Here is a 13,436-nt window from a genome sequence, read left to right on the forward strand (position 1 = left end):
GAAAAAGCGACGCATGGCGTCGCTTTTTCATTGGGGCAATATCAAGATCAACTGACCATGGCCAGGCGTGGCCCGGCGGACGGGAAACGCTGCTCGATCGAGGCGGCGATGCCGGTGGCGTCGAGGCCCACGCTTTTCAGCAGTTGCACGGGGTCGCCATGGTCGATGAAGACGTCCGGCAAGCCCAGCATCAAAATCGGCTTGACGATACCTTCGGCAGCCAGGGCCTCGGCCACGGCCGAACCGGCGCCGCCCATGATGCAGCCCTCTTCCACCGTCACCAGATAATCGTGGTCAAACGCCAGTTGTTTCACCAGCGCCACATCGAGCGGCTTGACGAAGCGCATGTTGGCGACCGTCGCGTCGAGCTTCTCGCCCGCCGCCACGCTCGGTGCCACCATGGAGCCAAAGGCCAGGATGGCGATGCGCTTGCCGTGGCGCTTGAGTTCGCCCTTGCCGATCTCGATGCTGGTCAGTTCCGGCACGATGGCCACGCCGGCGCCGGCGCCGCGCGGATAGCGAATGGCGGCCGGGCCCGGATAGTGGTAACCCGTCGTCAACATTTGACGGCATTCGTTTTCGTCGGACGCGGCCATGATGACCATGTTCGGGATGCAACGCAGGAACGCCATGTCGTAATTTCCCGCGTGCGTGGCGCCGTCGGCGCCCACCAGGCCGGCGCGGTCCAGCGCGAACGTCACGTCCAGGTTTTGCAGGGCCACGTCGTGGATCAGCTGATCGTAGGCGCGCTGCAGGAAGGTGGAATAAATGGCCACGACGGGTTTCAATCCCTCGCAAGCCAGGCCGGCGGCGAAGGTCACGGAATGCTGCTCGGCAATGCCCACGTCAAAGTAACGGTTCGGGAACTGCTGTTCGAACTTGACCATGCCCGAGCCTTCGCGCATGGCGGGCGTGATGCCCACCAGGCGCTTGTCGTGCGCGGCCATGTCGCACAGCCAGTTGCCAAACACTTCCGTGTAGGTCATCTTGCCCGGCGCCGTGGCCGGCTTGATGCCTTCGAGTGGATTGAACTTCGGCGTGCCGTGGTACAGGATCGGTTCGGCCTCGGCCAGCTTGTAGCCTTGCCCCTTCTTGGTGACCACATGCAGGAATTGCGGACCCTTCAATTGCTTGATATTTTGCAAGGTCGGGATCAGCGAATCGAGGTCGTGGCCATCGATGGGGCCGATGTAATTGAAACCGAATTCCTCGAACATGGTGGCGGGCACGACCATGCCCTTGGCGTGCTCTTCGAAGCGCTTCGCCAGTTCCAGCACGGGGCCGGGCAAGACAGATTTGCCGACATTTTTCGCCGCCGCATAGAACTGACCCGACATCAGCCGCGCCAGGTGGCGGTTCAGCGCGCCCACGGGCGGCGAGATCGACATGTCGTTGTCGTTCAAAATCACCAGCAGGTTGATGTCTTCTTGCACGCCCGCATTGTTCATCGCCTCGAACGCCATGCCGGCCGTCATTGAACCGTCGCCGATCACGGCGATCGCATGCAGCGGGTCGCCCTTGATCTTGGCGGCCTGCGCCATGCCCAGCGCTGCGGAAATGGACGTCGACGAGTGCGCCGTGCCGAAGGTGTCGTATTCGCTCTCGTCGCGCTTCGGGAAGCCGGAAATGCCATCCTTCTGGCGCAGGGTATGCATGCGCTCGCGCCGGCCCGTCAAAATCTTGTGCGAATAGGTCTGGTGGCCCACGTCCCAGACGATGCGGTCGTGCGGCGTGTTGAACACGTAGTGCAGCGCGACGGTCAGCTCGACCGTGCCCAGGTTGGACGACAGGTGGCCGCCCGTCTTGGAGACGGAATCGAGCAGGAAGCTGCGCAATTCCTGCGCCAGCGGCACCAGTTGCGAGCGGGCCAGCTTGCGCACTTGCGCTGGTTCATTGATAGTTTCTAACAGTTTCATTTATGCCTTCCGCTGCACGACCAGGTCTGCCAGCTCGCGCAGACGGCGTGCCTTGTCCCCGAATGGCGCCAGCGCCGCATGGGCGTCGCACCGCAATTGTTCTGCCAGGGCTCTCGATGGTTCCAGCCCCAGTATCGATACGTAAGTGGGCTTGTTGGCGGCCGCATCCTTGCCCGCCGTCTTGCCCAGGGTGGCCGAATCGGCCGTGGCGTCGAGCACGTCGTCAACCACCTGGAACGCCAGGCCGACGGCGCGCGCATACGCGTTCAGCGCCGTCATCTCGTCTGGCGTCAAGTCCTTGCCCGCCAGCGCTCCCAGGATCACGGCCGCGCGCAGCAAGGCGCCCGTTTTGAGTTGATGCATCTGTTCCAGCTGCGGCAAGGTCAAGGCCAGGCCGACGCTGTCGAGATCGATCGCCTGGCCGCCGCACATGCCGCTTGACCCGGAAGCGTGCGCCAGCAGCTTGATCATCGCCATTTGCCGCGCCGGCGGAATGGCCGCGCCGTCGGCCAGCAGCATGAACGCCTGCGATTGCAGCGCGTCGCCGACCAGCAGGGCCGTCGCTTCATCGTAGGCGATGTGCACGGTGGGCTTGCCACGGCGCAAGGCATCGTCATCCATGCACGGCATGTCGTCATGCACCAGCGAATACACGTGAATCATTTCCAGCGCGCAAGCGGCGCGCGCGAGGGTATCTTGATCGGCATCAAACAATTCACCGGCCGCCATCACCAGCAGCGGACGCACGCGCTTGCCGCCGCCCAGCAACGCATAGCGCATGGCCGCGTGCAACTTGTGCGGTACGGCGCCCGCCGCCGGCAGAAATTGCTCGAGCCGGCCTTCCACGCCGGACTGGGTCGCTTGCATCCAGTCGCCGAAGGTGACGCCGTCTTGTTGCACGCTGGCCATCATTGAGCGGCCTCGCCGGCATCCACGAACGGTTTCAACATGTCGCCTTCCAGTACTTTCACCTGAGCCTCGACGCTATCGAGCTGCGTGGCGCAATACTTGACCAGTTCCGAGCCGCGCTGATACGCCGCGACCGATGCTTCCAGCGGCAACTGGCCCGCTTCCATTTGCGTTACCAGCTGCGCCAGTTCCGCCATTGCCTCTTCAAACGAGGCCGGCGCTGCGGCAGCGGCAGTTAATTTCTTCGACATAGACTCAGATCTCTTCGTGGCACGAGGGGTATGTAGGGAGACGCCGGGGACTCCCGGCCAGCATAGAAGCGTTATTTTAGAACAAACCACACTATTAAGTGAAAACTAAAGCGCAATCGGCGTGCTCAAAGGGAAAGACGTTACCAGCTTGACAGTGAATTCTAGCGCAATCGCCCCCATCGGTCGGAAATTGCACGGTAAATGACAATGTTTATCATTAAAGTAGCCTATTTGCCGAAGGGGTTTGGCAATGCCGAGGCCGATACGCGCTATAATCGCCGGTTCTGTCCGAAATACCGTTTCAACAAATTTGAATTCAGGTCTTTGCGGATTCTTTCTCTCTGTAGCGGTTGCCCAGGGAATGGCCTGGGGCACTGCTGACCGTTGTACATTTATGGGGGGTTGGGATGTCCGATCTGGCTACTCACGCCAAGCTGGCGCGTTCAAACGCGCAACTTCCGGTCCACGTCTATTTTGACGAAACGCTGTTGCAGCGTGAAATGCAGCAATTGTTCCAAGCCGGCCCACGTTATGTCGGGCATGCGCTGATGGTGCCGGAAACCGGCGATTTTGCGACCCTGGCGTCTGAGAACGAAGGGCGTATGCTCGTGCGCAACGCCAATGGCATCGAAGTGCTGTCCAACGTGTGCCGCCACCGGCAGGCGCTGATGTTCAATGGCCGCGGCAATGCCAATAACATCGTCTGCCCGCTGCACCGCTGGACCTACGACCTCAAAGGTGAATTGATCGGCGCGCCGCATTTCCCCGAGACGCCGTGCCTGAACCTGTCGAAAACGCCGCTGCAAAGCTGGAATGGCTTGCTGTTCGAGCAAAATGGCTACAACGTGATGGAAAAATTGAAAGATTTGTCCGTCTCGAAAGACCTCGATTTTTCCGGCTATATGTTCGACCACGTGGAAATCCACGAGTGCGACTACAACTGGAAGACCTTCATCGAAGTCTACCTCGAGGATTATCACGTGGAACCGTTCCACCCGGGCCTGGGCAGCTTTGTCAGCTGCGACGACCTGCGCTGGGAATTCGGCAAGGATTACAGCGTGCAAACGGTGGGCGTGCACCGCGGCCTGCAGCAGGCCGGTTCGCCCGCCTACAAAAAATGGCAGGAGCAGGTGCTGCAATTCCGTGGCGGCGAAGCACCGCCGTATGGCGCCATCTGGCTGACCTTGTATCCGAACATCATGGTCGAATGGTATCCGCACGTGCTGATCGTCTCGACCCTGTGGCCCGACGGTCCGCAAAAGACGCGCAACGTGGTGGAGTTCTATTACCCAGAGGAAATCGTGCTGTTCGAGCGCGACTTCGTCGAAGCGGAACGGGCTGCGTACATGGAAACCTGCGTCGAGGACGATGAAATCGCCCTGCGCATGGATGCGGGTCGCAAGGCCCTGATGGCGCGAGGCGAGAACGAAGTGGGTCCTTACCAGTCACCCATGGAAGACGGCATGCAGCACTTCCACGAGTGGTACCGCAACAATATCGAACTGTAATTAGCAGAAGGGCCGCATTGCGCGGCCCTTTTTTTATCCCCGCGTTTTTCAGGAATCAAATGCAATCTTTGTGGATGCTGTTTGCCAGCTTTATGTTCGCCATCATGGGCGTGTGCGTGAAACTGGCGTCGGAGATGTATTCGACGTCCGAAATCGTCATGTACCGCGGCATCATCGGCATGACCGTCATGAGCTGCACGATTTTGTACCAGGGCGGCAGCTTTAAAACGACGATGCCGGGCCAGCATCTGTGGCGCGGCGTGGTAGGCGTGATCGCCCTGTGGCTGTGGTTTTATGCCATCGCCATCCTGCCGCTGGCCACGGCCATGACGCTCAATTACATGGCGCCCATCTGGATCGCCGTCATCCTGCTGGCCGGTGGCTGGTGGAAAGGCATGCAACAGGTCGAGTGGCCGCTGGTGGCGGCCATTGCCATGAGCTTTGTCGGCGTGACCCTGCTGCTGCAACCCGTGTTCGAGACGGACCAGCTGGGCGGCGCCATCACGGCATTGATTTCCGGCATGCTGTCGGCCCTCGCCTACCTGCAGGTGCGCAAGCTGGGCTTGCTGGGCGAACCCGAATACCGGGTCGTGTTTTATTTCTCGGTCGTCAACTTCCTCGCCGGCGTGATCGGCCACGTGGCCAGCGCCGGCGGCGGCCCCGTCGTCTGGCATGCGCACACGAGCGCCTATGGCATCGGCTTGCTGGCCGCCATCGGCCTGTGCGCCACCATGGCGCAGATGGCCATGACGCGCGCCTATCGCCTGGGCAAGACCCTCGTTGTAGCGAATTTGCAATACACGGGCATTATCTTTTCCAGCTTCTGGGGCGTGGTGATCTTTGGCGACCTGTTCGACTGGCACGGCTGGGCCGGCATCGGCATCATTCTCGCTTCCGGCATCGCGGCCACCTATTACAATACCCGCAACACGACCCGTGGCGCCGCCATCGCGCGCACGGATCCCATCGCCAGCGAAGTGTAAAGGAGCGTTCCTGATGTACACCACCTTGATCCAGGCCAGCGAACTGGCCAGCCACCTGAATGACAGCGACTGGGTCATCCTCGATTGCCGCCACGACTTGCTCAACGCCACGGCCGGCAGCGACGCGTTTGCCGCCGGCCACATCCAGAATGCGCAGTTCGCCGACATCGACACGGCCCTGTCCGGCCCCAAGACGGCGCGCGGCCCCCAATTTACCGGACGGCATCCCTTGCCCGACCGCAACGCCCTGCTGGCCACCCTGCGCGGCTGGGGCATCGACGACGACACGCAAGTGGTCGCCTATGACGGCCAGGGCGGCATGTTCGCCGCCCGTTTGTGGTGGCTGCTGCGCTGGCTCGGCCATCCAGCCGTCGCCGTGCTCGACGGCGGCCTGGCCGCCTGGCAGGCGCAAGGTTTGCCGCTGGTCACGCCCGTGGCGCCCCGCGCAATGGGCAAGCTCACGGAAAAAGCCAGCCTGACGCGCACGGTCAGCGTGCAGGACGTCATCGCCAACCTGGAAACACAGGCGCTGACCGTCATCGACGCGCGCGCCCCCGACCGGTATCGCGGTGAAAACGAAACCATCGACCCCGTGGGCGGCCATATCCCCGGCGCGAAAAACCGTTTCTTCAAGGATAACTTGCAGGCGGATGGCCGTTTCAAGAGCGCCGAGGAACTGCAGCGCGACTTCAGCGCCTTGATCACCTCACCGCAAGCAGCCATCCTGCAGTGCGGCTCCGGCGTGACGGCGTGCCACAACCTGCTGGCCCTGGAAGTGGCCGGCTTGCCTGGCGCGGCCCTGTATCCGGGCTCGTGGAGCGAATGGTGCGCCGACCCGGCGCGGCCCGTGGCGACGGGGAGTTAAAAAATGGCGGACCAACTGGTCCGCCATCTCACCTGTGGGTAACTACGACGTTATCCCCAGCGCCTGACTCAACTGTTCCAGTTCCGCCAGCCACGCCTGCTGGCTGGCCGGTTTCTGGTGGCGCGGTTTTCTCGCCAGGTCTTCCGCCAGCAATTGCTCCAGTTCGCACAAACGCTCCAGCTGCACGTCGATGTCCGTCAGCACCGCAGACACATGCTCCACGCGCGGCGCGGGCGTCAACGCCGGCCCATCCTCGGCGCTCAGCCGTGCATACGCGCTGGCCGCATCCGGCCACTCTTCCAGCTGGCCATCGGCCACCACCCAAAAACGGTTGCAGGCCGTCTCGATCAGGTCGCGGTCGTGCGACACCAGCAGGCAGCCGCCCGCAAAGCCGCGCAGCGCTTGCCCCAGCTCCCCCTTGCCCTGCATGTCCAGGTGGTTGCTGGGCTCGTCGAGCAGCAATAAATGATAGCTGGCCAGCGACAGCCCCAAGAACAGCAGCCGCGCCCGCTCGCCGCCGCTCAGAGTCGCCACCGTCTGGCCATGGCGCGCATATGGAAAACCGGCTGAAATCAAGGCTTGCTTGCGCGCCACCTGGCTGCGCGCCGCCTCGTTTTGCACGGCAAACGGGTACAGGGCGTCGGACAAATCCGCCTCGTCGGCCAGTTGCTTGAGCGACTGGTCGTAGTAACCGATGTTGGCCGCGTGGTGGTAGCGCAAGTCGCTGCGTTCCTCCTGTGCCTGGATCGCTTGCCAGCACAGGCGCAGCAAGGACGACTTGCCACTGCCGTTGGCGCCCAGCAAGGCGACCCGGTCACCCGGTTTCAGCCACAGCTGGCCCACCTGGAACAGCACGGGAGATTGCGGCACGGCGCGCACGTCCAGCCCGTCCAGCGCCAGCAACTGGTCGGCCGCCAGCGCCTTGCCGCGCAGACTCAAGCGCCAGGGCGCGCCATCGCTGACGAAGGACTGTTCATCCTGCAGCTTGTCGATGCGCCGCTGCATGCTCTTGGCCTTGCGCGCCATGCCGACGTTATCGTAGATCTTGCCCCACAAGGCCAGGCGGGTGCTGCTGACGGCCAGGCGGTCGATTTCCTTCTGTTCGGCCGCATGCCGGGCGGCAGCGGCCACGTCCGCCTCGGCCAGCGCCGCCAGCGCGGGGCCGCACGGCAAGTCGAAATCGTACAGGCGGCTATCGCGCAAGACCCAGCTGCGCGTGGCCACGTTGTCGAGCAGGCGCTGGTCGTGCGAGACGAGGACGAAGGCGCCGCGCCAGCTCAACAGGAATTGCTCCAGCCACAGCAGCGATGGCAAATCCAGGTGATTGCTCGGTTCATCGAGCAGCAGCACGTTCGGCTCCTGCAGCAGGGCACGCCCCAGCAGCAGCCGCGTGTGCTGGCCGCCGGACAAGGAATGCACGGGCACTTGCGCCGTCTCCAGGTCAAAACCCAGCTCGGCCAGCAGGCTGTCGATCCGCCAATGCAGTTCCGGCTGCTCCAGCACGGGCGCCAGCAAGGCGTCGTACAGGCTCAGGCTGGCAAGTTCGGCCGGCAAGTGCTGTTCCACGTGCTGCAAACGGCAGGCACGAGCGACATGGATGGTGCCGGACGTGGCTTCCCGCGTACCGCTGAGCAAGCCCAGCAAGGTGGATTTGCCGCAGCCATTGTGGCCAATCAGGCCGATGCGGTCGCCCTGGCGCAAGGTAAAGGCGAGTTCATTGAAGAGGAAACCGTCGTGGGTGTCCAGCTGTAAAGCTTGGGTAGAGATAAGGGTAGTCATGGCTCTTGTCTTTGTTCGGGATGCAAGCATCCGCGTTAACAGGAGCGCTAACGAAAACCGTGAGCCGAGAAAGGACTCTAGAGAAAAACTCTATTTATGAGGGTGGCTTTGCTCTGGCCAGGTTATCGCAGCGCGATAGAACGTGGGCAAGAGCGGGAAAATGCGCTTAAAGAACGCGCATCCCATAGGGCGAGCATAAAAATTTCCATATTTTCCTCCTTTCTGTTCAAGTTAGTCAAAAAGGCAATATAGCATAGGTGGCACTGCGCCGGTAAAACGGCGCCTCAACCGCCGTGGCGCTTATGCGTCAGGAACAGCACGATACACACGCCCAATGCGATCAGCAGCACTTGCGGAATCGTTTCGCGCAGGGTGGCGCGGCGCTGCATCTGCGGCATCAGGTCGCTCAAGGCGATATAGATGAAGCCGGACGAGGCGAACACGAGCACATAAGGAATCAGATTGCTGGCGCGGTCCAGGGTGAAATAGCCGAGCAAACCACCGGCCACCGCCATCAGGCTGCACAGCAGGTTGAAGATGTAGGCACGCAGGCGCGAAAAGCCGGCATTGAGCAGTACGATAAAATCGCCGATTTCCTGCGGGATTTCATGCGCGATGATGGCCAGGCCCGTGACCAGACCCAGCTTCGGGTCGGCCAGGAAGGCGGCGGCGATCAGGATGCCGTCCGTAAAATTGTGCATGCCGTCGCCGACCAGGATCATCCAGCCGGCCTTGCCCGCCTCGTGCTTGTCGTGGCCGTGGGCATGGTGGTGGCCATCGCCTTCGTGGTGGTGCGAATGGCGCAGAATGGCGAATTTTTCCAGCATGAAGAAGGCCAGCAAGCCCGCCAACAGCGTGGCAAACAGGCTGCGCGGGTCCGCTTGCGACTCGAACGCTTCCGGCAAGGCATGCAGCAATGACGTCGACAGCATGATGCCGACGGACAAGCTGACCATGCGCTCGACCACCTTGGACAGGAATGCAAACGAAAAGATCGCCGCCGCGGTAATGCTGAACACGCCCGCGATCGTGGTCGCGAGCAAAATGGATATAAGGACGGGATCGATGATTTTCTTACCTCAAAATGGCGCCGGGTCACTGGCGCCGCGATGCTGGCGTCTGGCCTGATGAATGCGTTGTTATCTATTATTTACATTTGCGCGTTTGGCGGCAGCGTAGCGCGATGAAGATGCAATTGTACTGCATTGACGCGAACCGGGCATTTTACAGCCCGGTGCGCCTTTCGCGTTAACTTCTGGGAAATGCGGTGTTTTTCTGCTGCAGATCACGCCACACCGTGGCTCCTGAACCAAGCTAAACAACGCGCATAGCCGTCTTTTGCATCGGCCGCCACATAGCTGGGGCGGTAATCGGCGTTGAAGGCGTGGCCCGCATCGGGATACACGACGAATTCCGACTTGTTGCCGCCCTTGGCCAGCGCGTCCTTCATCTTGGCGATCGATTCCTGCGTGATGCCCGTATCCTTGCCGCCATACAAGCCCAGCACGGGGACCTTCAAGGTCGGGGCGATATCGATGGGGTTGCTCGGCTGCAAGGCAGTCGCTTCGCCCACCAGGCGGCCATACCAGGCCACGCCCGCCTTGACGGCCGGATTGTGCGCCGCGTACAGCCAGGTGATGCGCCCGCCCCAGCAAAAGCCCGTGATGCCCAGGCGGCTCGTGTCGCCGCCATTCTGTTTCGCCCACGCAACAACCGCATCGAGGTCCGCCATCACTTGCGCGTCCGGCGTCCTGGCGATGATGCCTTTCATCAACTCCGGGATGCTGGCCACCTTGGTGGGATCGCCCTGACGCACGAACAGGTCGGGCGCCAGCGCCAGGTAGCCCTGCTTGGCGAAGCGGCGCGCCATGTCGGCGATATGTTCATGCACGCCAAAGATTTCCGAAATGACCAACACGACGGGCAAACCCGTCTTGCCCTCCGGCTGGGCCGCATACACGGGCACGGCCTGGCCATCGACCATCACCGACATGCTGCCCGTGACGAGCCCGGCGGCATCCGTCTTGATGACGTTTTGCGCCGCCACGGGCAGCACGGCCACGGCAAAACCCGTGCCTAGCGCCACCTTCAGGAAACCACGCCGGCCGTCCGGCCCGGACAAGCTGCTCTGGCCCAGCAAACTCTCACAATCGGTGATCATGTCGCTCATGCGCTTCTCCTGAAAATGTTGCGTTTATAAATTAGTGCGCTTCGTCCCAATTTTTTCCAATTCCTACCTCGGCCGTCAGCGGCACCTTCAACGCGGCCACGCCCGCCATCAGTTCCGGCAGCTTGCGCTTGACCAGTTCCAGTTCCGCGTCCGGCACTTCCAGCACCAGTTCATCGTGCACCTGCATGATCATTTTTGTTTGCAAGCCGTCCGTTTCCAGCCAGCCTTGCACGGCAATCATGGCCAGCTTGATCAGGTCGGCGGCCGTGCCCTGCATGGGCGCATTGATCGCAGCCCGTTCCGCGCCCTGGCGGCGCGGGCCGTTCGGCGAATTGATTTCCGGCAGCCATAAACGGCGGCCGAACACGGTTTCCACGTAGCCGCGCGCCTTGGCTTGCTGGCGCGTGTCTTCCATATACTGTTTCACGCCCGAGAAACGGGCAAAGTAGCGGTCGATATAGCTTTGCGCTGCCGTGCGGTCCACACCCAGGTTACCGGCCAGGCCGAATGCGCTCATGCCGTAGATCAAACCGAAGTTGATGACCTTGGCGTAGCGGCGCTGCTCGCTCTGCACTTCTGCGGCCGGCACGCCGAAGATCTCGGCGGCCGTGGCGCGGTGAATGTCGATACCGTCGGCAAATGCGCGCAACATGGCTTCATCGCCCGAGATGTGCGCCATGATGCGCAATTCGATCTGCGAATAGTCGGCCGAGACGATATGGCTGCCCGGAGGCGCGATGAACGCTTCGCGGATGCGGCGGCCTTCCGCGCTGCGGATGGGAATATTCTGCAGATTCGGATCGTTCGACGCCAAACGCCCCGTCACGGCCACGGCTTGCGCATAGTTCGTGTGCACCCGGCCCGTCGTGACGTTGATCATCTTTGGCAATTTGTCCGTGTAGGTCGATTTCAGCTTGGCCATGCCGCGGTATTCCAGCAGCACTTTGGGCAGCGGATAATCCTCGGCCAGCTTTTGCAGCACTTCTTCATCCGTCGAGGGCGCTCCCGTCGGGGTTTTTTTAATTACCGGCAACTTCAACTTTTCAAAGAAGATTTCGCCGATCTGCTTGGGCGAGCCTAAATTAAACGGCTGCTCGGCCAGTTCATACGCCTTCTTTTCCAGCTCGAGTATCTTCACGGCCAGTTCGGCCGACTGGATGTTGAGCAACTCGTCGTCGATCAGCACGCCGTTGCGCTCGATCTTTTGCAAGACCACGGCCGTCGGCATCTCGATCTTTTCATAGATGAAGGTGAGTTTTTCATCATTCGCCACATTGCCCCACATGGCATTGTGCAAGCGCAAGGTGACGTCGGCATCCTCGGCCGCATACCTGGCCGCCTGCTCTACCTCGACTTGATTGAACGTGATCTGCTTGACGCCCTTGCCGCACACATCCTCGAACGGGATCGTCGTATAGTTCAGGTGGCGCAGGGCCAGGCCGTCCATGTCGTGCTTCTTGTGCGACTCGAACACATACGATTCGAGCAAGGTATCGTGGGCGATGCCGCGCAACGTCACGCCATGGTTGGCGAAGATGTGGCTGTCATATTTCAGGTTCTGGCCCAGCTTGGGTTTAGTCTCGTCTTCCAGCCACGGGCGCAGTTTCGCCAGCACGTGCTCGCGGGTCAGCTGATCCGGCGCGCCCGCGTAGTCGTGGGCCAGCGGGATGTAGCAGGCGGCGTGCTCGGCCACGGAAAGGGAAATGCCAACCATTTTCGCCGTCATCGGTTCCAGCGAGGTGGTTTCCGTGTCGACGGCCGTCAACGGCGCCGCATCGATCAGGGCAATCCATTTATCCAGCTGTACGTCGGTCAGGACGGTTTCATACTCGGCTTCCACCGCTGGTGCGGCATCGGCAAACATGTCGCCTGTCGTGTTGGCAGCGGCGCCACCGGCCACAGGTGCACCGACGGGCGACATCGGCGGCGGCGCCGCACCCAGTTCGCGCAGCAGGGCCTTGAAGCCGTAGCGGTTGAAGAAGGCCAGCAGCGCTTCCTTGTCTTCGTGTTTCGCCACCAGCGAATCGGCGATCGTTGTCATATGCTCGGACAAATCGCAATCGGTCTTGACGGTGATCAAGGCGCGCGCCTGCGGCAGCCAAGGCAGGGCCGTGCGCAGGTTTTCCCCCACGGCGCCACCCACATTGGCCGCGTTTTGCATCACGCCTTCCAGGCTGTCGTACAGGGTCAGCCACTTGACGGCCGTCTTCGGGCCGCATTTCGATACGCCCGGCACGTTGTCGACCGTATCGCCGATCAGCGACAAATAATCGATGATGCGGTTCGGCGGCACGCCGAACTTGGCCAGCACGGCCGCTTCGTCGAGCTTTTCATTGCTCATGGTATTGATCAGGGTCACCTGGCTGTTGACCAGCTGCGCCAGGTCCTTGTCGCCGGTGGACACCACCACGTTCATGCCGGCGCTAGCGGCCTGCACGGCCAGGGTGCCGATCACGTCATCGGCTTCCACGCCGTCGACCATCAAAATGGGCCAGCCCATGGCCCGCACGGCTTCGTGGATCGGTTCGATCTGCAGGCGCAGGTCGTCCGGCATCGAGGCGCGCGTGGCCTTGTACTCGGGATACATATCATCGCGGAAAGTTTTACCCTTGGCATCGAACACGCAGGCGATGTAGGCGGCCGGATAATCGGCGCGCAGGCGGCGCAGCATGTTGACCATGCCGTGCATGGCGCCCGTGGGATAACCGTCCGGGCTGCGCAGGTCGGGCAGCGCATGGAAGGCGCGATAAAGGTAACTGGAACCGTCGACTAACAGCAGGGTGTTTTGCATAATGCCAATAAAATAAGGTGAGCCGCGCCAGCCGGGAAGAAACAGCGGCGGGCGGGTGGAAGTTCGCCCAATTATCGCAGAGTTTAGGCCCACGCCACCGGCCGCAACGCGTCTCGTTCCTGGCGTTTTTGCCACTCTGGCGGCCCCGTGCGGGCGCGCGGGCTGCCGCTGCCAGCCATTTCGCCTCATTTAAACAGCATTGCCTACCAGTTTGTTACAATGCCTTATAGATAAATTGACGGCAATACAGCACTGCACGCGCTG

At 61.6% G+C, this 13,436-nt stretch carries 10 protein-coding genes; 3 read left to right on the top strand and 7 right to left on the bottom strand.

The annotated features are described in order from the left end of the window. Positions 1 to 47 precede the first annotated feature (47 nt). Genes dxs through O0882_RS24605 form a run of 3 tightly spaced genes read right to left on the bottom strand, consistent with a single transcriptional unit; the run spans position 48 to position 3,076 of the window. Complete coding sequence (gene dxs / locus O0882_RS24595) at positions 48 to 1,916, bottom strand: 1-deoxy-D-xylulose-5-phosphate synthase (RefSeq protein ID WP_289952310.1); 1,869 nt, start codon at positions 1,914 to 1,916, stop codon at positions 48 to 50. Then, on the bottom strand, positions 1,917 to 2,828 hold the full coding sequence (locus tag O0882_RS24600) for a polyprenyl synthetase family protein (RefSeq protein WP_289952311.1): 912 nt from the start codon (positions 2,826 to 2,828) through the stop codon (positions 1,917 to 1,919). Beyond that, positions 2,825 to 3,076 (bottom strand): exodeoxyribonuclease VII small subunit, encoded by a 252-nt coding sequence (locus O0882_RS24605; RefSeq protein WP_046683420.1) that lies wholly within the window; start codon positions 3,074 to 3,076, stop codon positions 2,825 to 2,827. The genes O0882_RS24600 and O0882_RS24605 overlap by 4 nt, the downstream gene beginning before the upstream one ends. Positions 3,077 to 3,483: 407 nt before the next feature. On the opposite strand from O0882_RS24605, the gene O0882_RS24610 reads away from it, so the two are divergent. From O0882_RS24610 to O0882_RS24620, 3 genes are read left to right on the top strand one after another with little or no spacing between them, the layout of a single operon-like run. Further along, positions 3,484 to 4,584, top strand: a complete 1,101-nt coding sequence (locus tag O0882_RS24610) for an aromatic ring-hydroxylating dioxygenase subunit alpha (protein WP_289952312.1) — start codon at positions 3,484 to 3,486, stop codon at positions 4,582 to 4,584. 59 nt (positions 4,585 to 4,643) lie between these two features. Beyond that, positions 4,644 to 5,567 (top strand): DMT family transporter, encoded by a 924-nt coding sequence (locus tag O0882_RS24615; protein ID WP_289952313.1) that lies wholly within the window; start codon positions 4,644 to 4,646, stop codon positions 5,565 to 5,567. A 13-nt stretch (positions 5,568 to 5,580) separates the two neighbouring features. Beyond that, positions 5,581 to 6,432: a sulfurtransferase gene (locus tag O0882_RS24620; RefSeq protein ID WP_289952314.1), complete on the top strand. Its 852-nt coding sequence runs from the start codon at positions 5,581 to 5,583 to the stop codon at positions 6,430 to 6,432. 42 nt (positions 6,433 to 6,474) lie between these two features. Here O0882_RS24620 and O0882_RS24625 read toward each other — a convergent pair whose 3' ends face one another. From O0882_RS24625 to polA, 4 genes are all read right to left on the bottom strand, one after another. Continuing rightward, positions 6,475 to 8,211: an ATP-binding cassette domain-containing protein gene (locus tag O0882_RS24625; RefSeq protein WP_289952315.1), complete on the bottom strand. Its 1,737-nt coding sequence runs from the start codon at positions 8,209 to 8,211 to the stop codon at positions 6,475 to 6,477. Positions 8,212 to 8,495: 284 nt separating this feature from the next. Continuing rightward, positions 8,496 to 9,254, bottom strand: coding sequence for a ZIP family metal transporter (locus tag O0882_RS24630; RefSeq protein ID WP_052140365.1), 759 nt, complete (start codon positions 9,252 to 9,254; stop codon positions 8,496 to 8,498). 242 nt (positions 9,255 to 9,496) lie between these two features. Beyond that, on the bottom strand, positions 9,497 to 10,381 hold the full coding sequence (locus O0882_RS24635; protein ID WP_289952316.1) for a dienelactone hydrolase family protein: 885 nt from the start codon (positions 10,379 to 10,381) through the stop codon (positions 9,497 to 9,499). Between the two features lie 31 nt (positions 10,382 to 10,412). Further along, positions 10,413 to 13,172, bottom strand: coding sequence for a DNA polymerase I (gene polA, locus O0882_RS24640; protein WP_289952317.1), 2,760 nt, complete (start codon positions 13,170 to 13,172; stop codon positions 10,413 to 10,415). Between the last annotated feature and the right edge of the window lie 264 nt (positions 13,173 to 13,436).

This window comes from Janthinobacterium sp. SUN073 (assembly GCF_030397665.1).
Classification (GTDB): domain Bacteria; phylum Pseudomonadota; class Gammaproteobacteria; order Burkholderiales; family Burkholderiaceae_D; genus Janthinobacterium.